This window comes from Streptomyces sp. NBC_00466 (assembly GCF_041433995.1).
Taxonomy (GTDB): domain Bacteria; phylum Actinomycetota; class Actinomycetes; order Streptomycetales; family Streptomycetaceae; genus Streptomyces.
In genome coordinates this window covers 4,232,883-4,254,678 of the sequence record NZ_CP107896.1, presented here as the reverse complement: position 1 = coordinate 4,254,678, position 21,796 = coordinate 4,232,883, and the positions used below count along the sequence as shown (strand labels likewise).

Here is a 21,796-nt window from a genome sequence, read left to right as displayed (position 1 = left end):
CACGCCTGGGAGCCGCATGACCGTCGAGGAGTTCGAGGAGTTCTACGCTCACTCCGCGAAACAGCTGGTGGGACAGGTCTACCTGATGACCGGCGACCTCCATGAGGCCCAGGACGTGGTGCAGGAGGCGTTCGTACGGGCCTGGGGCCGGCGCTCCGCGCTGTACCGGGAAGCCGGCCCCGAGGCGTGGATACGGACCGTGGCCTGGCGGCTCGCGGTGAGCCGCTGGCGCAGGCGGGGCCGGAGCGCCGAGGCCTGGCGCCGGCACAGCGACTCCCGCCCCTCGACCGTGCCCGAGCCCGATCCGGGCACCGTCGCGATGGTCTCCGCGCTGCGGCAGCTGACCGAGCGGCAGCGGCGGGTGGCGGTCCTGCATTACGTGTGCGACCTCACCGTCGAGCAGGTGGCCGCCGAGACGGGGATAGCGGCGGGAACCGTCAAGACCCATCTCTCCCGCGCCCGCGCCTCGCTCGCGCCGCATCTCTCCGAGGAGGAACACGGTGTCTGAGACCGAGTACCAGCCCACGTACGAGAACGGGCCCGGAGGCGGCTCCTGGCACGGAGGCGCATCCGATCACGCACTGGCCCGTGCGATGAAGCAGGCCGCCGAATCGGCGGGCCGGACGGCCGCACCCGCACCGGCCGCGTATGTCTCGGCCCGGGGCGCCGGACGCAGGCGCCGGGTCCTGGCCTCGGCCGCCGCCGGCACGGTGTGCGTCCTGGCGAGCGGGGTCGTGGCGGCGGTGCTGCAGTTCCAGCCCAGCGCTCCCGCGCTGCCCGCCGCGCCGCCGAGCCCCCGGCACTCCGCGGACAGCGAGCGCCCGGGCCCGTCAATGGGGTTCGGCTCGCCCTCACTGTCCGCCCCGCCCGGCGCCACACACGTCGGCACAGTGCGGCAGAAGCCCACCGCCCCGGCCACCTCGCCCCGGTGGTCACCCCCTCCCCCCTGATGACGGCACGCCCGGACACACCGCACGCCCGGACACACCGCACGCCGCACACACCCCGTCCGGGGCGGACGCGATCCAGCCCCGGCCGACGCGTCTGGCGTCCACCGGGGCTGAACAGGAACGGACCGCGTCAGTCGGTCGCGATGGCGTTCAGTACGTTCATCCGGCCCGCCCGGAACGCCGGGATCAGGGCGGCGAACAGACCCACGAACGCCGAGGCGACGAAGACCGTGATGATCGTGGGCCACGGGATCTCCAGAACCCCCATGCCCTCCAGGGCGAGGATCTTCTGGGCCGATGTGCCCCAGCCCATCCCGAGCCCCAGGCCGAGCAGCGCACCGAAGAGCGCGATGACCACCGACTCCAGCCGGATCATCCGGCGCAGCTGCCGGCGCGAGAGGCCGATCGCCCTCATCAGGCCGATCTCCCTGGTCCGCTCGACGACCGACAGGGCCAGCGTGTTCACCACACCGAGCACCGCGACGATGATCGCCAGGGCCAGCAGCGCGTAGACGATGTTGAGCAGCTGCCCGATCTGGTCCTTCAGGTCCTGCTTGAAGTCGGTCTGGTTCTGCACCTTGTACTGCGGGTACTTGGCCAGGGACTTCTTCAGCCCGGCGTAGGCGGCCTTCTCCTGGCCGTCCTTGGCCTTGGCGAACATGATGACGTTCGGCGGCATCCTGTCGGCGGGCACATACCGCGCGGCCGTCGTGATGTTCAGATACATCGCACCCTTGTCGACGTTCGTATCGTCCGAGGTGATGGCCGCGATCCTCAGCTTCGCCGTCCGGCCGCCCTTGAACGCGACGGACATGGTGTCGCCGACCTTGATGCGGTGCTTCTTGGCGTAGGCGTCACCGACGGACATGGCGTCCTTGCCGTACGCCGCCGAGAGGTTGCCCGAGACGGTCTCGCGCCGCAGGTCCTGCGAGTACGTCGGGTCGGCCGCGATGACCGACTCGTCCTCGCTCTTCCCGTCGGGCGCGGTCAGCCTGGAGTCGACCGCCTTGTAGTTGGTGACGTGCTCGATGCCCGGCACTGCTTCCAGGGCCTTCTGGGCCTGCGGCACGATCAGCTGGCCGCTGCCGCTCTGGACGATGAAGTCCGCGCCGACCGACTTGTCGAGCTCATCGGTGGCCGAGGCCACCATCGACGAGCCGACCACCGACAGACAGGCGACCAGTGCGAGCCCGATCATCAGCGCGGCGCCCGTCGCTCCCGTACGCCGCGGGTTCCGCAGCGCGTTGCGCTCGGCCATCCGCCCGACCGGGCCGAAGAACCGCAGCACGACCGCGCTGATCCCCCGGACCACCACACCCGCGAGGAGCGGGCCGATGACCACGAAGCCGATGAGCGTGAGGACCACGCCCACGCCGAGGTAGGCCGAACCCTGGCCGGACTTGTCCGCAGCGGCCGCGGCGAACAGCGCCGCCCCACCGCCTCCGGTGAGCACCAGACCGATCGCCGCCCTGACCCGGCCGGCGCTGCCGTCGGCAGGCGTACCGGAGTCCCGCAGCGCCGCCATCGGGGAGATCTTCCCGGCCCGGCGGGCCGGGATGTACGCGGCGACGATCGTCACGATGACACCGAGCAGCATGCCGACGACCGGAGTCGTCCACTTGACCGTCAGATCCTCCGTGGACAGGTCCATGCCCACGGAACTCATCACCTTCATCAGCCCGACCGCGAGACCGACACCGGCGCCCACACCGAGGACCGAGCCGAAGACACCGAGCAGCAGCGCCTCGACCAGCACCGAGCGGTTGACCTGCTTGCGGCTGGAGCCGAGGGCCCGCATCAGGCCGATCTCACGGGTGCGCTGGGCGACCAGCATCGAGAAGGTGTTGATGATCAGGAAGATACCGACGAGGAAGGCGATTCCGGCGAAGCCGAGCATCGCGTACTTCATCACGTCGAGGAACGAGCCGACCTCCGAGCGGTTGGCGTCCGCGTTCTCCTTCTGTGTCTCGAACTTGTACGGGCCGTGCAGCACCGCCTGCACGTTCTGCTTCAACTGGGCATCGCTCACACCGGACTCGGCGTTGACGGAGATGCTCGTGAAGAGGCCGGGGCCGCCCAGCAGTTCGTGCTGCGCGGTGGCGGTGTCGAAGTACACGATGGCCGCACCGGGGTTGGTCACCTTGAACGTGGCGATACCGGATATCCGGGCCCTGATGTCACCGCTGACGGTGATCGTGCGCAGCTCGTCACCCAGCTTGAGGTGGTGCTTCTTCGCGGTGTCCGCGTCGACCATCACCTCGGTGGCACCGTGCGGTGCGTGGCCGGAGGTGATCTCCATCGACTTGTTGTCGCCGGCCGTCCAGTTGCCGGCGATCGTCGGAGCGCCACTGCTGGAGCCCATGTCCGTGTTGTGGCTGTTGACGACCGTCACGCTCATGCTGCTGACGCCGCCCTGCGCCGACCGCACCCCGTCGGCCTTCTCGACCTGCCGCACGGCGGAGGCGGGCAGCGAATCCGGCTTGCCGTTCTGGGTGCTGTTGTCGGTGCCCTTGGCGGACTTGGGGCTGACCGTGACGTCCGCCGCGGTCGCCGCGAAGAGCTTGTCGAACGTGGCGTTCATGGTGTCGGTGAAGACGAGCGTGCCGCACACGAAGCCGACCGACAGCAGAACCGCGACGGCGGAGAGCGCCATCCGCCCCTTGTGCGCGAAGAAGTTGCGCATCGAGGTCTTCCAGACGGTCATGACGTCCGCCCGCGCGCGTCGAAGTCCTTCATCCGGTCGAGGACCTGGTCGGCCGTCGGACCGTACATCTCGTCCACGATCCTGCCGTCTGCGAGGTAGAGCACCCGGTCCGCGTACGAGGCGGCCACCGGGTCGTGGGTGACCATCACGATGGTCTGGCCCAGCTCGGAGACGGACTTGCGCAGGAAGCCCAGCACCTCCGCCCCCGCACGGGAGTCGAGGTTCCCGGTCGGCTCGTCACCGAAGATGATCTCGGGCTGCGCGGCCAGGGCGCGTGCCACGGCGACCCGCTGCTGCTGACCGCCGGAGAGCTGCGTCGGCCGGTGCTTGAGCCGGTCCGCGAGCCCCACGGTCTCCACCACCTGCCGCAGCCACTGCGCGTCCGGCCTGCGCCCCGCGATGTCCATCGGCAGCGTGATGTTCTCCATGGCGTTGAGCGTGGGCAGCAGATTGAACGCCTGGAAGATGAAGCCGATACGGTCCCGGCGCAGCTGGGTGAGCTTCTTGTCCTTGAGCCCGGTGATCTCGGTCTCGTCCAGGTAGATCTGGCCGCCGCTCACCGTGTCGAGGCCGGCGAGGCAGTGCATCAGCGTCGACTTGCCGGAGCCCGATGGGCCCATGATCGCGGTGAACTGACCACGGGCGATGTCCACGTCGACGTGGTCGAGCGCGACGACCCGGGTCTCGCCCGATCCGTACGCCTTGACGACCTGCCGCGCTCGCGCGGCAACGGCCGTACGCCCTCCAGTACCCCCGTGCCTGGGAATGGTCACAGCCGTTGTCACGGTAAGTCTCCTATGTCGGTCCTGCCCTGCTTGTCAGCAGGCATGGTTGAAGTCTGTCGATCCGAAGCGCGCAGCACACTGGTGCACGTAGCCGCATCCGCCCTGGGGTTTTCCCCACCCCCACTGCTACGGGCGGCCATAAACAAACGTTAAGGACCGGCCCGGCCCACCACCTCCTCCGGCCGGACGAACGCGCCCGGGCCGTAAGTAGGGGTCGGTCCCTAGGGGGTTTCCACCCCCGGGAGCCCCGCCTCTCAGGGAAGGCCGAACCCCGGCACCACTGAAGACGCAAGGGGCGGCCGCCCGACCGCACAAGGTGTACGGGGAACGCGTCCGCAGGGCGTCGAGACGTCAACCTGGGGGCGTGCGAGGCCCGTTGGGGTGAAGGAGGGCCATGAAATGCGTACGGGCACATGCCAGCGGCATAGCGTTCAGCACAAACCCGGACACGGCGGCGATCTTCGCCGAGTTCACCGAGGCCGGCCTGGGAAACACCCGGGCGCGACAGATCTGGAGAGAATTGATGACCACCCTGAGTTACTTCTTCCAGTCCGAGGCCGCCCAGCAGGTCCGTGAGGAAGGGCGCGAAGAAGGGCTGCAGGAAGGCCGCGCGGAAGCGCAGGCCGGGGCGGTGCTCATGGTGCTGGAACGGCGCGGTGTCGCCGTCTCCCCCGCGACACGGGCCCGCGTCACCGCGTGCACGGACCTCGCCACGCTCGCCGACTGGCTGGACCGGGCCTGGACGGCCGGCGCGGCCGAGGAACTCTTCACCCGGCCCTGAGACCCTGCCGCACCGCCTGTGAGGCCCCGCCCTCCCGCCGCAGGGGGCACCGCGGCGGGAGGGCAGGGCCGTCGGTCAGCTGCCCTCTGTCGCCGGGGCCCTTCCCGTCAGTGAGGCCAGGCTGCTCCTCACATGGGACATGTGCGCCCGCAGTTCGTCCTGCGCCTCGCCGTTCTCGCGCAGGACCCGCTCCGTCTCGCGCTCCGTACGCTCCGCACGGGCCCTGGCGTTCGAGACCAGCTGCGCCGCCTGCGCCTCCGCGTCCTCCTGGCCGTGCCGCGCCGCCTCCTCCGTCACCGACAGCGCCCGCTGCGCCTCCGCCAGACGGGCCTCGGCACGGGCGACCAGGTCTGTGTGACGGGCGGCGAAGTCGGCTTCCCTGGCAGCCAGTTCACGCTGAGCCGCATCGGCGCGCACGCCGTGCTCCTTCTCCAGCTCCGCCAGCGCCGCCGACGTGCGCTCCCGCATCTCCCGCAGCACACCCAGCGCCTCACCGCGCCACTGCTTCGCGTCCTTGCGCGAACCGATGCGCAGCTCGTCGGACGTACCCTGCGCGGCGGCCAGCACCTGCTGGGCATACGCCTCGGCCGCCGCCAGCGCCGCGTCCGCGTCCGCCCGCGCCGCGTCCCGCAGCCCCCGTTCGGCCACGCCCGCCTCGTCGTGGAGCTGCTGGGCCGCCGCCAGCGCCTCACTGTGCAGCCCGGCCGCCTCCTCGGTGACCAGCGTGAGCAGCGTCCGGGCCCGCTCCCCCAACGTCTCGTACGTCTGCGGTGCGAGCCCGGCCACCTGCTCGGCCAGCGCGGCGGACGCGGCCTCCATCTCCTTCATGAGGACGGTCAGGCGCGCCGCTCGCTCCCAGGCCCCGTCGCGGTCCTCCGAGAGTTCCGCGACGAACCGGTCGACCTGCTCGGGCCGGTACCCACGGCCCCGGACGCCCGTGAAGCCATGAGGTGACACCGCTGCTGAACTCATCCTCTTCAAGCCCCTCTTCGAACACGATGTGCGACGGGCCGCCCCACGCGTCCCGGCGCACATCTTCGTAGATCATCGCGAAGTGCCCATACCGCGACACTCCGCCCATCCCATCCACCCAGGATGCGTCACTCGGCGCGGGAAGTCGGCACCGCCGTCCGGGACGGCTGATTTCGGACCCCGCGTGACCGGCGTACGGAGGGGCCCCACGTACGGACGGACCGGTGACCCCGCACGTGCGCACACAGCAGAGGCGCCCGGCCGCGGCTCGCGGTCGGGCGCCTCGTACAGCCCGCAGGGGCCGTGCCAGGGACTACGTCAGAGCAGCCCGTCCCACATCTGCTCCAGCAGGACCGACCACCAGCTCTCCGGCGAACCGAGCGCCGCCGGATCCAGCATCAGCAGCTGCGCCTGGAAGTCGACCGTCCACCGGCCCGCCTGCTCCGGAGTGAGGCCGAAGCGCAGCCGCCACATCCGGCCGAGCAGCGCCAGCGACCGTACGAACTCGGGCAGTCCGGAGTTCACGAACTGCGGCGCCACCGGCCGGCCGCCAGGACCCGCCTCCACCGGCACGGCCACGATGTTCGCCGTGCCGTACTGCACACAGATCGCCCGTCCGAAGTCGGAGCCCATCACCAGATACGACCCCGCGTCGGACGCGGGCTGCACCTGGCGCTGCGCTGCCAGCTCGGCCAGCGTCGGAACGGGCTGGCCCGGCACCGCCTGCGCCCAGAAGAACGGGCCAAAATCGACCGGCAGCCCCGCCCACACCAGTGTCTGCGCCACCGCGTCCGGCACACCCTGACGGGACACCGCCCGCTGGTCGAAGCGGAAGACGCCCTGCGGCCCGAAGGCCTGCGCCAGTTCGTGCGCGACACCCTGCGGCGGAATCGGCTGCACCGGCTGCACCGCCGGCAGCGGAGCCCGCACCGGCGCCGGCCGCGCCGGGCCGTCCGCGACCTGGTGCAGCTCGCCCTGATGGGTCAGCAGATGCTGCATCCCCTGCTGGCGGCCGGCGTGATCACTGCCGTACGGGGCGACGCTGGTGATCCGGACCTGCGGCCAGGTCTCCCGGATCATCCGCGCGCAGTACCCACCGGGCAGCTCGCACGACTCCAGCTCCGTGTGCAGCTCGATGACCTGCTGCGGCGGCACGTTCATGCCCCGCAGCTCGTGCAGCATCTGCCACTCGGGGTGCGGGGTGCCGGGCGCGGAACGGCGGATGAGCTGCTGCTCGGAGCCGTCCTGCGCGCGGTAGCGCAGCACGGCCTGGTAGCCGGGGCCCACCGTCGGCAGCCCGCCCGGGGGCTGCTGCGGATACCCGTACGCGGCACCCTGCGGCGGCGGCACCTGACCGGGAGGCGGCATCCGGCCGGGCGGCGGCGTGCTCCCGGGACCCGCCAGCATGGTGGCCGCCTGGTGCACACCGCCACCGACGCTCCCGCCGGGCGGCGGAGGCGCCTGCGGACCGGCCTGACCGGGCCGTCCCGGCGGACTTGGCGGCTGCGGCACACCCGCGCCGGGCACACCGGGCGGACCCGGCGGCTGCGGCGCACCGGGCGGACCGGCAGGCCTGGAACCGCCGAGACTGCCGTGACCGCCGTGACCGCCGTGACCGCCGTGACCGCCGTGACCGCCGCCCAGACTGCCCTGGCCGCCCAGACTCGGACCGGCCAGCATCGTCGCCGCGTGGTGCACATCGCCACCGATGCTCCCGCCGGGCGGCGGAGGCGCCGGCGGCCCCGGCGGCACGCCGGGCTGACGGGGCTGACCGGGCTGACCGGGGGGCTGCTGCCCGGGAGCCTGCGGCGCACCCGGGGCACCGGGCGGGCCGGGCGGCTGCGGGCCCCCGGGGCCGAGGTGCGAGACCACCTGCGTGCGTACGTAACCACCGGCCGGAACACCCGGCGGCAGCGGCGGCGCATCGGGCCGCGCACCCGGGGTGCCCGGGGCGCCGGGCGGGGGCGGCGTGGTCACACCACTGCCGCGCGCCGACCGCGGGGGCGCCGTGGCCTTGCTGGTCGCGGCGTCGGCGATGTCACCGGCACCGAGGCCGGCAGCGGGACCAGGACCGACACCGGCGCCCTGGCCCGGAACCTGACCGGCCGCGGGCGGCAGAGGCGCACCCTGCCCCGGCGGCGTCTGCGACGGGGGCTGCGGCAACGGCTGCGGCGGCTGCTGACCACCCATCGACGGCTGCTGATGCGGCGGCGCGGACGGCTGGGACTGCTGAGGCTGCTGCGGCTGAGGTGGCTGACCACCCATCGACGGCTGCTGCGGCTGGGACTGCTGCGGTGGCTGAGGCTGCTGCGGCTGGGACTCGTCCAGCGCGGGCGCGATGGTCGTCCTCGGCAGCCCGCTGCCGCCGGACATCAGCGTCGTCTTGGCCTCGGGCGCCACACCGGGCGGCGGGGCCTCCTCATCGTCCGAACCGGCCAGCGGCGGCGCGAACACGGTCGCGGGCAGCGGAACCGAACCGTCCTGCCCGCCCGGCGCCCCATTGGTGTCGGTCCCGGCCCAGGGAGTCCTGTCCGCGGGAACGCCCTCACCGTCAGCCGGGGTCCCACCCGGCGTACCCCAACTACCGCCCGCAGCAGGCGCACCCGCGCCGACACCCGAACCGGATCCAGCGCCGGCATCAGCACCGGACCCCGAGCCGGAATCAGCACCGGACCCCGACCGCCGGTCAGGGATGCCCAGCTTGTCCGCCGCGTCCTGCAGCCACTCCGGCGGAGTCAGCAGGAACGATGTCTGGTTCAGATCGATCCGCTGCGGCGGCTCCGGCGCCGCAGGCGCATCGCCCGCCGCCCCGTACTCCTCCTCGTACCGCCGCACCACCTCGCCGACCGGCAGCCCGGGCCACAGCGTCGCCTCACCGCCGTCCCGCGCGATCACCAGCCGCTGACGGCCGCCACCACCCGAAGGGCCCTCCGCGCGGTCCTCCGCCCACACCACGAAACCGAGCTCGAACTCCCGTACCCGCACCTCACGGTGCTGATACGCGGGAACGTCGCCGTTAACCCACTCTTCCGCGCGCTCCTGCGCCTGCGCAAAGGTCACCATCGGCTCTTCACTCCTCGGCCGAGACCGGGACGGCCTGCGCGAAGCCGCCGTCCACCATCAGGTTCGCCACTGTCTCCAGCTCCGGCGGATTCCCCGCGAGCCGCTCCAGGAACGCGTCGAAATCCTCACCGCACGGCAACAGCAACCGCTCCACCCGCTCCGCAGGCGGCCACGCGTCCTGGTCGCGGGCATCGTCGTACGCACAGAACCAGACCGTGCCGACACCGCCGCCCTTCACCTTCACGGCGACGATCCCGCCCTGGACGAAACCGACGCCCAGATAATCCTTCGTCAGATGGTCCCGCAGACACTTGTTCACGTACACCAGGTCATTGACGGCGGCCTCGTCGCGCACCGTGAAGAACGGCTGGTCCACCAGCAGGCCCAACTCCGCGTCCAGCGCCGTACCCACCGGCGCACAGCCACCCGCCGCCTTCAGGAACGACCGGTACGCGGCAGGCAACCGGTACCCCAGATCCTCCTCGGCACCCAGAACCAGCTGCTCGCCGACCGCCACCGCCCCCCTGGGCAGCCCGAAATGGACCGGCCGGGTGTCCTGCAGCGGACGCGTACCCCGCTTGTTCTGGTCGACGGCCGCCGTCGCGAGCCCGCCGTGGTGCCGCAGCAGCGCCTTGACCTCGACCGGTACGAGCTCCAGCCGCCGACCACCAGGCACGTGGTGCCAGGTCCAGCCGTGCGGCGTGGCAACAGCCGGGATCGTGTCCCACAACTCGTGCCCCGAGGCCGCCAGCGCGGCATTGGCCGACACATAGTCCGTCAGCCTCAACTCGTCGACGCCGAACCCCTCCGGAGGCTCCGCGATCTCCGCGGCCGCGCGCGCGTACGGCGAGAAATCCGGAAAGCCGTTCCCGTCCACCCGCACCCCGCGAGGGTGGCGCGCGGCCCGGACCGGGTCCGGGAAGCTCACGAGCTGCCCGGCATAGGCCGCGTTCGGTGGCGCGGCTTGCTGCCCGAGCCGACCTGTCGTCATGGCGGTTGCCCCCTGCTGCGAATGGCTTGGAACGACAGCCTATGCGGTGGTGCAAGAGGCGGTCCCGCCCCGTCACCGCACAGTCCTGCGCCCCGTCCGCCGACGTAACGGACGGTCACGTTCGAGTGACCCGCAGCCGACACACCACCCCGATCACCGGCCCCAGCTTCCCCATCCGGCGCCCCATTTGGCAGGCTGACCCCGCAACACGGGGGCGCGACACCGGCGGCAGCCGCCGCGGGGGTGGGAGGGGCAGCACGACCATGCACACCGCACAGACACCGCACACGCCACAGACAGCACCGTCACCGCAGTCCGGAGCGCCGTCACCGCACACCGGGCCCGCCGGCGACCCACGCCTGCGCTGGAGCAGTACGGAAACCCGCCCGCCCGAACTCCGCCACCGCAGAGACGGCATCCTCCCCACAGTCGCCGCCGCACTCTCCGTCCGCGGCGCCGACACCCTCACCTCCACCGCGGGCAAGGCCGACCAGCCACCCACACTCCACCCGCTGGTCCACGACTTCCTCACCACCCTCACCAGCGGCCAGCGCGAACGATTCACCGGACGCTGCCCCGAAGCGATCCTGCTCTCCCGCCACCTCACCGCCGTAGAAGGCACCCGCTCCAAACGGGCCTCCCGCAAACCCCTCACCAACGGCGAAGCCCGCCGCACCCTCAAGCACGCCAAAATCACCGCCCGCCACATCCGCGAGGACGGCGACCCGCTCCACGGCAGCTACGCACCACCCTGCCGCTCCTGTACGGCGATGCTCGCCCACTTCGGCGTACGCGCAGTCGACCCGACCACCGAGAAGGGCTGAACCACCGCCCATGCCGCCGCACCCGCAGGACGCGCCGGACGCACCCGCCGCCCCCAGCACCCGCTTCCCCGACACCGTGGACACCACACTGCGCGAAGCGGGCTGGCTGCCCGGCCGCTGGGACATCCGGGGCGCCGAACAGTGGGCCGACACCCTCCGCGCCCACGTCTCACCCGCCGGCCACCAGCACGCGGTCTTCCCCGCAGCCGTCGAGGCCTGGGCCGAATTCGGCGGACTGCGCATCACCGGCCCCGCACCCGGCCGCCAGACAGCCCCCGCCCCGGTCCTGATCGACCCGCTCAGCGGCCTCCACCTCGCCCGCACCCTCGCCGACCTCGGCCGCGCCCTCGACACCGAGATCGCCCCGCTCGGCGACGAAGGAGACGGCCGGGCACTGCTCGCCATCGACTCCGAAGGCCGCATCTACAGCATCGACCACACCGGCGACTGGTACCTCGGCCACGACATCGACCAGGGCCTCGTCACCCTCATCACCGGACTCCAGGCAGTCAGACTGGGCTCTGGGTAACGGAAGCGGCAACAGAAAGCCCCTGTCCGGTCAGGTCAGGTCAGGTCAGGTCAGGTCAGGTCAGGTCAGGTCAGGTCAGGTCAGGTCAGGTCAGGTCAGGTCAGGTCAGGTCAGTGAAGTCCGGTCAGGTCAGCTCGGTCCGGCCGGCCGCTGCTCCGGCAACACCGCCGACACCCGGAACCCCCCGGCCTCCGTGGGCCCCGACACGAACACCCCACCCAGCGCCGTCACCCGCTCCCGCATCCCCAGCAGCCCGTTCCCCCCACTGGGCAGCCCCGCATCGGCCGCACCCGCGCCCGAAGGACCGTTCTCGATCTGCAGCGCGACCTCCGCGGTCCGGTGCGCGAGCCGCACCCGGGTCTTCGCCCCGGCAGCATGCTTGTGCACATTCGTCAGCGCCTCCTGGACCACCCGGTACGCCGTCTGCTCCACCAGCGCGTCATACGGCCCGGCCGCACCCTCCACCAGCAGCTCCACCACCATCCCCGCCGCCCGCGACTGCCCCACGAGCACATCCAGCTCATCCAGGCACGGCCCGTCCTCCACCGCCGCGGCAGCCGCAGCAGCCGCCACCCCGACCGCCGCCAGCGGCACCGCCGCCGGAGCCCTCACCGGCTCACCGGAACGCAGCACCCCGAGCATCTCCCGCAGCTCCGTCAGCGCCTGCCGCCCCATGTCCCCCACCAGCGCCGCGTTCTTCGACGCCTTCGCCGGATCCTTCAACGCCACCGCCTGCAGAGCCGCCGCATGCACCACCATCAGACTCACCCGGTGCGCGACCACATCGTGCATCTCCCGCGCGATCCGCGTCCGCTCCTCCGTACGCGCCCACTCCGCCCGCTCCTCGGCCCGGTCCGCCAGCAGCGACAGCTCACGCTCCAGACTGTCCGCCCGCTCCCGCAGACTCTCCATGAGCCGGCGGCGCGCCCCGGTGTACAGCCCCAGCAGCACGGGCGGGGCCGTCAGCCCCAGCGACATGAAGACGGACCCGAGCACGACGAACTGCGATCCCGGACTGCCGTCCTCGGCCCCCATGCCGTGCCGCAGCCGCACGAACGTCACGATGAGCGTGCCGAGCGTCGCCATCACCGTCAGCGCACCGGTCAGCCGGCGCGGCACATCGGACGCGGCGAGCGTGTAGAGCCCGACGATGCCCATCAGGAAACCCATCTGGGCGGGCGTGGTGGCGATCGACACCAGCACCACCGCGATCGGCCACCGCCGCCGAAGCACCAGTACGAATCCGGCCAACAGCCCGAACACCACCCCGAACGGCACGGGAAGCCCGGCCTGCCCGGAGAAATCGACACCCTCCAACGCACACTCAAGAGCCGAGACGACACCCAGCCCCACATCCAGCACGGCACTGCGTCGCCGTTCCCACCACCACCAGCCACGGGCGGTCAGCCCTGTGGCCGTGGCGTCGTGCGCCCCCGTTGCGGTCATGGCAACCAGCGTACGGGCGGGCGCACCCCCTGCCCCACGAATTTCGATGTGGGAGGTTACGCGCAATACGCCCGGATCACTCGATCCAGTGAATCGAGCAGACATTCGAACCGGACGTCCGCATTCCGGACGATGCTGATTCCGTGACCGGTATCCGCAACAAAAACAGCAAGTACTCCGACTTCGAAGGACTGCGCGAACAGGCCATGGCGCTGCGCCGCGAGGGGCTCAGCCGCCGCCAGATCCGCGACCGGCTCTTCGTCGACAACAACGACATCCTCAACCGCCTGCTGGACGGCGAGCCCGCCCCTGACTGGACCAAGCGCCCGAACGCGAAGGACGACCTGCGGACAGCGGCCCGCGAACTCCGACGACAGGGCATGACGTACGACCAGATACAGCTGGAACTGGGCTGCTCGAAGAGTTCGATCTCGCTGTGGGTGCGGGATCTGCCGAAACCGCCGCGCCGCACCCGCGAGGACGCGTCGGCGATCGCCAAGCGCGGCTGGGAGCTCACGCTCCAGCGGCGCGAGGTGGAGCGCCAGAAGACCAAGCAAGCGGCCAGGGACGAGATCGGCGACCTCTCCGAGCGGGAGCTGATGATCACGGGGGCCGCGCTCTACTGGGCCGAGGGGACCAAGAGCAAGCCTCACCGGCCCCAGGAGCGGGTGACCTTCATCAATAGCGACCCCCACATGATCAAGGTCTTCCTCGCATGGCTGCGCCTGCTGAAAGTCGACCCGGACAACCTGAGGTTTCACGTACACATTCACGAGACGGCTGACGCCTCAGCGTCCGAGCGGTACTGGGCCGATGCGGTGGGCGGCGTCGGCTCGTTCGGCAAGACGACCGTCAAGAAACACAACCCGTTGACCAACCGCAAGAACATGGGTGAGCGCTATCACGGCTGCCTGGTGGTCCGCGTGAACCAAAGCGCCGACCTCTACCGTCGCATCGAAGGCTGGTGGTACGGCATAGTAGGGGCTGCCCAATCAGCCGGTCACTCGAATCGGACATAGAGGGCGTTCCATCCCGGATCGTCTAAAGGCAGGACAATCGGTTTTGGTCCGATGAATGAGGGTTCGATTCCTTCTCCGGGAGCACAAGGTTCGGGTCCTGACCTGCCAGGTCAGGACCCGCCCCCATTTCCACCCCCTCGCCCCCCGGTATTCTGCGGATATCCACCCACCCGCACCCGAAGGGCACCACCGTGAGCGCCAATCCCCCCCAAGGTCTCGGATCCGCGCGAACAGGGGGAGAGGCTCCCTCGGTCGCCGCCGTCGTCGTTCTCGCGGCAGGTGCGGGCACCCGGATGAAGTCGGCCACGCCGAAGGTCCTGCACGAGGTCAGCGGGCGCTCGCTCGTCGGGCATGTCGTCGCCGCCTCCCGTGAGCTGGAGCCGGAGCAGCTCGTCGTGGTCGTCGGGCACGAGCGCGAGAAGGTCCAAGCGCATCTCGCCGAGACCGACACGGACGTACGGACCGCCGTGCAGCTCGAACAGAACGGCACCGGGCACGCCGTCCGTACCGCCCTCGAAGAGCTGGGCGCGGCCCCCGAAGGCACCGTTCTCGTCGTCTGCGGCGACACCCCGCTGCTCACCGGGGCGACGCTGGCGGCGCTCGCCGCCACGCACACCGCCGACGGCAACGCCGTCACCGTGCTGACCGCCGAGGTGCCCGACGCGACCGGGTACGGGCGGATCGTGCGTGACCATGCCACCGGTGCGGTGATCTCGATCGTCGAGCACAAGGACGCGTCCGAGGCGGAGTTGGCGATCCGGGAGATCAACTCGGGGGTGTTCGCCTTCGACGGGCGGCTGCTGGCGGAGGCGCTGGGCAAGGTGCGCACCGACAACAGCCAGGGTGAGGAGTATCTGACCGATGTGCTCGGCATCCTGCGGACGGCCGGTCACCGGGTCGGGGCGTCGGTGGCCGGTAATCACCGGGAGATCGTCGGGATCAACAACCGGGTGCAGTTGGCGCAGGCGCGTGCGCTGCTGAATGCCCGGTTGCTTGAGCGGGCGATGCTGGCCGGGGTGAGTGTGATCGATCCGGGGTCGGTGTTCGTCGATGTGACGGTGACTTTCGAGCCGGATTCGGTGATCCATCCCGGTACGCAGCTGCTGGGTACGACGCATCTGTCCGAGGGCGCGGAGGTCGGTCCCAACTCGCGGCTGAAGGACACCGTGGTGGGTGCGTACGCGCGGGTGGACAACACGGTGGCGGACGGCGCGGAGGTCGGGGAGCATGCGACGGTGGGTCCGTACGCCTATCTGCGGCCCGGTACGCGGCTGGGTACGCGGGGCAAGATCGGGACGTATGTGGAGACGAAGAACGCCACGATCGGTGAGGGTTCGAAGGTGCCGCATCTGTCGTATGTCGGTGACGCGACGATCGGTGAGTTCAGCAACATCGGTGCGGCGAGTGTCTTCGTGAACTATGACGGACAGGACAAACACCACACAACGATCGGGTCGCACTGCCGGACCGGTTCGGACAACATGTTTGTGGCTCCCATCACGGTCGGGGACGGTGTCTACACCGCTGCCGGCTCCGTGATCACGAAGAACGTGCCGGCCGGTGCGTTGGCCGTCGCCCGGGGCCAGCAAAGGAATATCGACGGTTGGGTGGCCAGGAAGCGGCCGGGAAGTGCCGCCGCGCGGGCCGCTCAGGCCGCCTCTGATGAGCCCGGTGGCGAAAGCTGACCGGAAACACGTGCGTTCATCTGCGCGTACCGTGATAGACGCATGCTCGGCTCATGGGCCGGGACTCCGGGATACGCCCCCGTACATACCGCCGGCTGGCTCGCCCAGCAGCGATCAACACGTCTGAGGAGACTGTGCTGTGACCGGGATCAAGACGACCGGCGAGAAGAAGCTGATGCTCTTCTCCGGCCGCGCCCACCCCGAGCTGGCCGAGGAGGTCGCATCCCAGCTGGGGGTCGACCTGGTGCCGACTAAGGCTTTCGACTTCGCGAACGGCGAGATCTACGTCCGCTTCCAGGAGTCGGCCCGCGGCGCGGACTGCTTCCTGATGCAGAGCCACACGGCCCCCATCAACCAGTGGATCATGGAACAGCTGATCATGATCGACGCTCTGAAGCGGGCCTCGGCCAGGAGCATCACCGTGATCGTGCCGTTCTACGGCTACGCGCGGCAGGACAAGAAGCACCGTGGCCGTGAGCCGATCTCGGCCCGTCTGATCGCGGACCTGATGAAGACCTCGGGTGCGGACCGCATCCTCACGGTCGATCTGCACACCGACCAGATCCAGGGCTTCTTCGACGGCCCGGTGGACCACCTGTTCGCGCTGCCGATACTGGCGGACTACGTGGGCGCCAAGGTGGACCGTTCGAAGCTGACCATCGTGTCGCCCGACGCCGGCCGGGTGCGGGTCGCCGACCGCTGGTGCGACCGGCTGGGTGCGCCGCTGGCCATCGTGCACAAGCGCCGTGACAAGGACGTCGCCAACCAGGTCACCGTGCACGAGGTCGTGGGTGAGGTGAAGGGCCGCGTCTGCGTCCTGGTCGACGACATGATCGACACGGGTGGCACGATCGTCGCCGCTGCGGACGCGCTGTTCGCGAACGGTGCCGAGGACGTCATCGTGACGGCGACGCACGGCGTGCTGTCCGGTCCGGCCGCGGACCGTCTGAAGAACTCCAAGGTGAGCGAGTTCGTCTTCACGAACACGCTGCCGGACCCGGACAACCTGGAGCTCGACAAGATCACGGTGCTCTCGATGGCGCCGACGATCGCCCGCGCGGTGCGCGAGGTCTTCGAGGACGGTTCGGTCACCAGCCTCTTCGAGGAGCAGGCGTGACAGCGGTCTGAAAGATCGATTTCTGGGACGGCCTCCCCGCCGGGTAGACTCACGGAGTTGCTCGGCGAGGGAGGCCGTACTCATGGGTACGGGACTCCGTTATCGACGCGCTCTTCGTAGCAGGCCGCGATACGTGGCCGGGTGACCCATCCGTTTTCGTCACCTCCGAGGAGTGCCACATGGCTGAGGTCAAGCTCACCGCTGAAGTCCGTACCGAGTTCGGCAAGGGCGCTGCCCGCCAGATCCGTCGTGAGAACAAGGTTCCCGCGGTCATCTACGGCCACGGCGCCGACACCGTGCACATCACGCTTCCGGGCCACGAGCTGATGATGGCGCTCAAGACCGCGAACGCGCTGCTCCGTCTGGACATCGAGGGCCGCACCGAGCTGGTCATCCCCAAGGCGATCCAGCGTGACGCCATCAAGCGCAACCTGACCCACGTCGACCTGCTCGCGGTCAAGCTGGGCGAGAAGGTCACGGTCGAGGTCTCGGTGCACGCCGAGGGCGACCTGGCGCCGGGCGCCAACCTGCTGGAGTACGTGCTGAACACCCTGACCGTCGAGGCCGAGGCCACCCACATCCCCGAGTCGGTCACCGTCTCGGTCGCGGGCATGGACGCGGGCGACTCGATCCTGGCCAAGGATGTTCCGCTGCCGTCCGGTACGACCCTTGCGACCGACGAGGACGCGGTGGTCATCCAGGTCGTGTCCGCGCAGGCCGAGGAGCCGGCCGCGGAGTCCGCCGAGGCGGCCGAGGGCGCCGAGGCCTGAGCCTCGCGCTGATTTCCGCCGGCTGTTCCGGCGGTCCGGGGCCTGTTTGTCGCAGAGTTCCCGGAGTGTGTCCAAAACCGCCGTCCGTGCCGCAAGGCGCGGGCGGCGGCTGGCTGTTCACCGGCTTCACCGGCCTGCCGGCTCAACGGGTGGCCGGACACGTGCAGAGGGAGACGTGCAGATGACGACGCCCGACCCGACCGCTCCCTGGCTTGTCGTGGGCCTGGGCAATCCCGGCCCCGACTACGCGGCCAACCGCCACAACGTGGGCTTCATGGTGGCCGATCTGCTCGCCGAGCGCATCGGGGGCCGGTTCAAGGCGCACAAGGCCCGCGCCCAGGTGGTGGAGGGCCGGCTGGGTCCGCCGGGTCCTGCCAATCGGCGGGTGGTGCTGGCCAAGCCGATGTCGTACATGAATCTCTCGGGTGGCCCGGTCACCGCGCTGCGCGATTTCTACAAGGTGGGGACGGCGAACATCGTGGCCGTCCATGACGAGCTGGACATCGATTACGGGACGCTGCGGCTGAAGCTGGGTGGCGGGGACAACGGCCACAACGGTCTGAAGTCGATGACCAAGTCGCTGGGTCCCGACTACCACCGGGTCCGGTTCGGTATCGGCCGTCCGCCGGGCCGGATGCAGGTCGCGGATTTCGTGCTGAAGGACTTCTCGTCGGCGGAGCGCAAGGAGCTGGGGTACTTCGTGGACCGGGCGGCGGACGCGGTGGAGGCCCTGATCATCGAGGGTCTGGACCGGGCGCAGACCACGTACAACTCCTGACGCTGCTTCTGATGTGATCCCGGCGCCGCCCTGACGGGTTGACCTGGCGTGGTCCCATGGCCAAGGATCGCGCCCCATGAAGCGGAGTCGCGGCGTCCTGATGTACGCGCGCCGGGCAGCCATGGGCTGTGTCACGGTGCTGATCCTGGTGGCCGGTTTCTGGTCCTCGTGGGGCACGGCTCAGCATGTGATTCTCGCGAAGGGCCGCGACCACGGGACTCTGACGGTGGCCTCGTGTGCGGGCGCCACGTGCTCGGGGCCGTTCGTGCCGTCGGCCGGTTCGGCTGCGCACAGCGGGCTGGTGATCGACAAGTCGACGGCGGCGGAGAAGGGCGAGCGGCTGCCGGTGGTGGTCCGTCCCGGGAGCAATGAGGCGATCAGGACGGGCTGGGCGGGGGCGCTGCACGCGTGGGTGCCGCTGGGTGGCGCGCTGCTGCTGGCGGCGCTGGTGATCGGCGGCGGGCTACGGCTGACGCGTACGGCGTGGGCGGTGGGAGTGGCGGGGGCGGGGCTGCTGGTGGCGGCGTTCGTGGCGCTGTGAGTGCCCGAGGGGGCCGGGGGCGGCGTGCGCCCCCGGCCCCCGACCGGAGGTCACCCCGTGTTGCGGAGACCGGCCGCGACTCCGTTCACGGTGAGCAGCAGTGCCCGTGCGAGTGTCGGGTCCGCCTCCTCGCCGCGTTCGGCCGCTGCCCGCTGGCGGGCGAGCAGGGAGACCTGGAGGTACGAGATCGGGTCCAGGTAGGCGTCGCGGATGTCGAAGGTCTGCTGGAGCACCGGGTGTGAGTCGAGCAGCTTCTGGCCGCCGGTGATGCGCAGTACTTCCCGGACGGTCAGTTCGTGTTCGGCCTCGATGTCGGCGTAGACGTGCTTGAGTTCGTCGGGCACGAGGGTGTCGACGTAGTGCTTGGCGATCCGCAGGTCGGTCTTGGCGAGGGTCATCTCGACGTTGGAGATGAAGTTCCGGAAGAAGTGCCACTTTTCGTGCATTTCATCCAGGACGGTGTCGAGTCCGGTCTCGCGCAGCGCCTTGAGGCCGGAGCCGACGCCGTACCAGCCGGGCACGATCTGCCGGGACTGGGTCCAGCCGAAGACCCAGGGGATGGCGCGGAGGCCGTCGAGCGAGACGCCCGATCCCGGGCGACGGGAGGGCCGGGAGCCGAGGTGCATATCGGCGAGCTGGTCGACCGGCGTGGAGGCGAGGAAGTACGTCGGCAGGTCCGGGTCCTCGACCAGCTTGCGGTACGCGGCGTGCGCGGCGTCGGAGACGACGTCCATGGCGGCGTCCCAGCGGGCGAGTGATTCGTCGGACTGGCGGGGCGCGGTGTGCAGGGCGGATGCCTGGAGGGTGGCGGCGACGGTCAGTTCGAGGTTCTCGCGGGCAAGGGACGGCACGAGGTACTTGTCGGAGATGACCTCGCCCTGTTCGGTGACCTTGATCTCGCCTTCGAGGGTGCCCCAGGGCTGGGCGAGGATCGCGTCGTGCGAGGGGCCGCCGCCGCGGCCGACGGTGCCGCCGCGGCCGTGGAAGAGCCGGAGCCGTACGCCGTAGCGGTGGGCGACGTCGCGCAGTCGGCGCTGGGCGCGGTGGATCTCCCACTGGCTGGTGGTGATGCCGCCGAACTTGGAGGAGTCGGAGTAGCCGAGCATGACCTCCTGGACGTCGCCGCGCAGGGAGACGAGGCGCCGGTAGGAGGGGTCGGCGAGCATTTCGTCGAGGATGACGTCGGCCGCGCGCAGTTCGTCGGTGGTTTCCAGGAGCGGCACGATGCCGATCTTGGCCCAGCCGCCGTGCAGGTCGAGGAGTCCGGCTTCGCGGGCGAGTACGGCGGCGGCGAAGACGTCGTCGGCGCCCTGGCACATCGAGATGATGTAGGACTCGATGACTTCGGGGCCGAAGCGTTCGAAGGCCTGCTTGATGGTGTGGAAGACGCCGAGTGTCTTCTCGCCCGCCGCGTCGAGCGGGGCGGGGCTGGGGGCGAGGGGCCGCCGGGACCTGAGTTCCTTGGCGAGGAGCTTCTGGCGGTATTCGCGGGGCATGTCGGCGTAGCGCCAGGACTCTTCGCCGAGCCGGTCGAAGAGCTGGCCGAGGGCGTGGTGGTGGGCGTCGGCGTGTTCGCGTACGTCCATGGTGGCGAGCTGGAGGCCGAACGCGGCGAGGGTGCGGATGGTGCGGTCCATCCGGCCGTCGGCGAAGAGTCCGCCGCGGTGGTCGCGGAGCGAGGCCTGGATGAGGGTGAGGTCGCTGAGGAGTTCGGAGGTGCCGAGGTAGTCGCGGCCGGTCCGGTGCGGGGTGCCCTTGGCGAGGCGTTCGCGGGTGTTGACGAGCTTCTGCCGGATGCAGGTGGCCTTGAGCCGGTAGGGCTCCTCGGAGTTGAGGCGCTTGTAGCGGGGGCTGATCTCGGGGAGGCGCTCCAGGTCGAGCTGGAGGGAGTCCAGGAGTTCCTGGGTGGCGCCGGTGTAGCGGATGGAGTTGGAGAGCAGGCCGCGGAGGTAGTCGATGAGGTCGATGGCGTCGGTGATGCCGTGTTCGTGCTGGAGGATCAGCACGTCCCAGGTGACGGCGGGGGTGACGTTGGGGTTGCCGTCGCGGTCGCCGCCGATCCAGGTGCCGAAGCTGAGGGGGCGGGTGCCGGCGGGCAGTTCGACGCCGACGCGCTCCAGTTCGGCTGCGAGGTCCTCCAGGACGTCGCCGACGGCTCCGGCGTGCAGTTCGTCAAGGTAGTAGATCGCGTTGCGCGCTTCGTCCGCGGGTTCGGGCCGTACGACGCGCAGTTCGTCGGTCTGCCAGATGAGGTCGATGCTTTCGGCGAGCCGCAGGTCGTGGCGGCGCCGGTCGGCCTCGATGACGGGGGTTTCCAGGAGCTCGGCGATGCGGCGCAGCTTGTTGAGTACGGAGCGCCGTGCGGCTTCGGTGGGGTGTGCGGTGAAGACGGGCCGTACGTTGAGGTTGCGTACGGTCTCGCGCAGATGGTCGGGGTCGGCGTCCTTGAGCCGGTCCGCGGTGCGGGCGAGGAGGCCGCCCTCGGCGGCCCGTACGGCGCGCATCTCGCGGCCGCGGTGCACCTGCTCGGTGACGTTCGCCAGGTGGAAGTAGGTGGAGAAGGCGCGCACCAGCTTGGCTGCGGTCTCCAGGCCGGTGTCTCCGAGCAGCGCGGCGGCTGCTTCGCCGTCCTCGCGGGTGAGGGCGCGGACGCGCTCGACCAGTTCGAGGAGCTCGGGGCCCTCCTGGCGTACGAGGGTCTCGCCCAGCAGGTCGCCGAGGCGGCGGATATCGGCGCGCAGCTCGGGGCTGGCGGTCGGGGTGGGGGTCAGGTCGGCACTGCTCACAGGTGCGGCTCCTTGCAGTGTTGGCACGACTGGCAAAGGGGTCTGGGTGTCATTC

18 protein-coding genes and 1 tRNA gene are annotated in these 21,796 nt (G+C 70.5%); 12 read left to right on the top strand and 7 right to left on the bottom strand.

Going from position 1 to position 21,796, the window contains the following annotated elements; translation table 11 throughout:
* The first annotated feature begins 16 nt into the window (after positions 1-16).
* Both OG210_RS19105 and OG210_RS19100 read left to right on the top strand, forming a co-directional pair.
* A complete protein-coding gene (locus tag OG210_RS19105; protein ID WP_328327352.1) occupies positions 17-508 on the top strand; it encodes a SigE family RNA polymerase sigma factor in 492 nt (163 codons plus the stop codon).
* The gene (locus tag OG210_RS19100) at positions 501-950 is read left to right on the top strand and encodes a hypothetical protein (RefSeq protein WP_328327354.1); all 450 of its coding nucleotides are present in this window, start codon (positions 501-503) and stop codon (positions 948-950) included. The genes OG210_RS19105 and OG210_RS19100 overlap by 8 nt, the downstream gene beginning before the upstream one ends.
* Positions 951-1,080: 130 nt before the next feature.
* On the opposite strand, the gene OG210_RS19095 is transcribed toward OG210_RS19100, so the two are convergent.
* Both OG210_RS19095 and OG210_RS19090 read right to left on the bottom strand, forming a co-directional pair.
* Positions 1,081-3,654: an ABC transporter permease gene (locus OG210_RS19095; protein ID WP_371537832.1), complete on the bottom strand. Its 2,574-nt coding sequence runs from the start codon at positions 3,652-3,654 to the stop codon at positions 1,081-1,083.
* Positions 3,651-4,439 carry an ABC transporter ATP-binding protein gene (locus tag OG210_RS19090; protein WP_328327358.1) on the bottom strand — a complete coding sequence of 263 codons (789 nt, stop codon included), beginning with the start codon at positions 4,437-4,439 and terminating at the stop codon, positions 3,651-3,653. Before OG210_RS19090 ends, OG210_RS19095 begins: the two co-directional genes overlap by 4 nt.
* 523 nt (positions 4,440-4,962) lie before the next feature.
* Here OG210_RS19090 and OG210_RS19085 point away from each other — a divergent pair.
* Positions 4,963-5,220, top strand: a complete 258-nt coding sequence (locus tag OG210_RS19085; RefSeq protein ID WP_328327360.1) for a hypothetical protein — start codon at positions 4,963-4,965, stop codon at positions 5,218-5,220.
* Between the two features lie 75 nt (positions 5,221-5,295).
* Here the strand turns inward: OG210_RS19085 and OG210_RS19080 are convergent, their stop codons facing one another.
* The 3 genes from OG210_RS19080 to OG210_RS19070 form a co-directional block, all read right to left on the bottom strand.
* Complete coding sequence (locus OG210_RS19080; protein WP_328327362.1) at positions 5,296-6,192, bottom strand: cellulose-binding protein; 897 nt, start codon at positions 6,190-6,192, stop codon at positions 5,296-5,298.
* Positions 6,193-6,510: 318 nt separating this feature from the next.
* Positions 6,511-9,255, bottom strand: a complete 2,745-nt coding sequence (locus OG210_RS19075) for an SUKH-4 family immunity protein (RefSeq protein ID WP_371537828.1) — start codon at positions 9,253-9,255, stop codon at positions 6,511-6,513.
* Positions 9,256-9,262: 7 nt separating this feature from the next.
* The gene (locus OG210_RS19070; protein WP_328327366.1) at positions 9,263-10,246 is read right to left on the bottom strand and encodes an SMI1/KNR4 family protein; all 984 of its coding nucleotides are present in this window, start codon (positions 10,244-10,246) and stop codon (positions 9,263-9,265) included.
* A 263-nt stretch (positions 10,247-10,509) separates the two neighbouring features.
* Here OG210_RS19070 and OG210_RS19065 point away from each other — a divergent pair, with 263 nt between their 5' ends.
* Complete coding sequence (locus OG210_RS19065) at positions 10,510-11,070, top strand: YwqJ-related putative deaminase (protein WP_328327368.1); 561 nt, start codon at positions 10,510-10,512, stop codon at positions 11,068-11,070.
* Positions 11,071-11,080: 10 nt separating this feature from the next.
* Entirely contained in the window at positions 11,081-11,599 is a 519-nt protein-coding gene (locus OG210_RS19060) for an SUKH-3 domain-containing protein (RefSeq protein WP_328327370.1), read from the top strand.
* Between the two features lie 129 nt (positions 11,600-11,728).
* Here OG210_RS19060 and OG210_RS19055 read toward each other — a convergent pair whose 3' ends face one another.
* Positions 11,729-13,045 (bottom strand): histidine kinase, encoded by a 1,317-nt coding sequence (locus tag OG210_RS19055; RefSeq protein ID WP_328327372.1) that lies wholly within the window; start codon positions 13,043-13,045, stop codon positions 11,729-11,731.
* Positions 13,046-13,197: 152 nt separating this feature from the next.
* Between OG210_RS19055 and OG210_RS19050 the strand changes: the two genes are divergently transcribed.
* The 7 genes from OG210_RS19050 (at position 13,198) to OG210_RS19020 (ending at position 18,955) form a co-directional block, all read left to right on the top strand.
* Positions 13,198-14,064 carry a hypothetical protein gene (locus tag OG210_RS19050; protein ID WP_371540369.1) on the top strand — a complete coding sequence of 289 codons (867 nt, stop codon included), beginning with the start codon at positions 13,198-13,200 and terminating at the stop codon, positions 14,062-14,064.
* Between the two features lie 11 nt (positions 14,065-14,075).
* A tRNA-Gln gene (locus OG210_RS19045) sits at positions 14,076-14,146 on the top strand.
* A 109-nt stretch (positions 14,147-14,255) separates the two neighbouring features.
* Positions 14,256-15,749: a bifunctional UDP-N-acetylglucosamine diphosphorylase/glucosamine-1-phosphate N-acetyltransferase GlmU gene (gene glmU, locus OG210_RS19040; RefSeq protein WP_328327374.1), complete on the top strand. Its 1,494-nt coding sequence runs from the start codon at positions 14,256-14,258 to the stop codon at positions 15,747-15,749.
* Positions 15,750-15,888: 139 nt separating this feature from the next.
* On the top strand, positions 15,889-16,866 hold the full coding sequence (locus tag OG210_RS19035; protein WP_328327376.1) for a ribose-phosphate diphosphokinase: 978 nt from the start codon (positions 15,889-15,891) through the stop codon (positions 16,864-16,866).
* A 179-nt stretch (positions 16,867-17,045) separates the two neighbouring features.
* Positions 17,046-17,636, top strand: coding sequence for a 50S ribosomal protein L25/general stress protein Ctc (locus OG210_RS19030; protein WP_328327378.1), 591 nt, complete (start codon positions 17,046-17,048; stop codon positions 17,634-17,636).
* 181 nt (positions 17,637-17,817) lie between these two features.
* Positions 17,818-18,414, top strand: coding sequence for an aminoacyl-tRNA hydrolase (gene pth, locus OG210_RS19025; RefSeq protein WP_328327380.1), 597 nt, complete (start codon positions 17,818-17,820; stop codon positions 18,412-18,414).
* A gap of 76 nt (positions 18,415-18,490) precedes the next feature.
* Complete coding sequence (locus OG210_RS19020) at positions 18,491-18,955, top strand: hypothetical protein (protein ID WP_328327382.1); 465 nt, start codon at positions 18,491-18,493, stop codon at positions 18,953-18,955.
* 50 nt (positions 18,956-19,005) lie between these two features.
* Here the strand turns inward: OG210_RS19020 and ppc are convergent, their stop codons facing one another.
* Entirely contained in the window at positions 19,006-21,741 is a 2,736-nt protein-coding gene (gene ppc / locus OG210_RS19015) for a phosphoenolpyruvate carboxylase (RefSeq protein ID WP_328327384.1), read from the bottom strand.
* Positions 21,742-21,796 lie beyond the last annotated feature (55 nt).

What these genes read in the sequence shown, in the direction of transcription:
- OG210_RS19105 (WP_328327352.1), top strand. Translation starts at nt 17, where the DNA reads ATGACCGTCGAGGAGTTCGAGGAGTTCTACGCTCACTCCGCGAAACAG.
- OG210_RS19095 (WP_371537832.1), bottom strand. Translation starts at nt 3,654, where the DNA reads ATGACCGTCTGGAAGACCTCGATGCGCAACTTCTTCGCGCACAAGGGG.
- OG210_RS19085 (WP_328327360.1), top strand. Translation starts at nt 4,963, where the DNA reads ATGACCACCCTGAGTTACTTCTTCCAGTCCGAGGCCGCCCAGCAGGTC.
- OG210_RS19080 (WP_328327362.1), bottom strand. Translation starts at nt 6,192, where the DNA reads ATGAGTTCAGCAGCGGTGTCACCTCATGGCTTCACGGGCGTCCGGGGC.
- OG210_RS19075 (WP_371537828.1), bottom strand. Translation starts at nt 9,255, where the DNA reads ATGGTGACCTTTGCGCAGGCGCAGGAGCGCGCGGAAGAGTGGGTTAAC.
- OG210_RS19070 (WP_328327366.1), bottom strand. Translation starts at nt 10,246, where the DNA reads ATGACGACAGGTCGGCTCGGGCAGCAAGCCGCGCCACCGAACGCGGCC.
- OG210_RS19065 (WP_328327368.1), top strand. Translation starts at nt 10,510, where the DNA reads ATGCACACCGCACAGACACCGCACACGCCACAGACAGCACCGTCACCG.
- OG210_RS19060 (WP_328327370.1), top strand. Translation starts at nt 11,081, where the DNA reads ATGCCGCCGCACCCGCAGGACGCGCCGGACGCACCCGCCGCCCCCAGC.
- OG210_RS19055 (WP_328327372.1), bottom strand. Translation starts at nt 13,045, where the DNA reads ATGACCGCAACGGGGGCGCACGACGCCACGGCCACAGGGCTGACCGCC.
- OG210_RS19030 (WP_328327378.1), top strand. Translation starts at nt 17,046, where the DNA reads ATGGCTGAGGTCAAGCTCACCGCTGAAGTCCGTACCGAGTTCGGCAAG.
- pth (WP_328327380.1), top strand. Translation starts at nt 17,818, where the DNA reads ATGACGACGCCCGACCCGACCGCTCCCTGGCTTGTCGTGGGCCTGGGC.
- OG210_RS19020 (WP_328327382.1), top strand. Translation starts at nt 18,491, where the DNA reads ATGAAGCGGAGTCGCGGCGTCCTGATGTACGCGCGCCGGGCAGCCATG.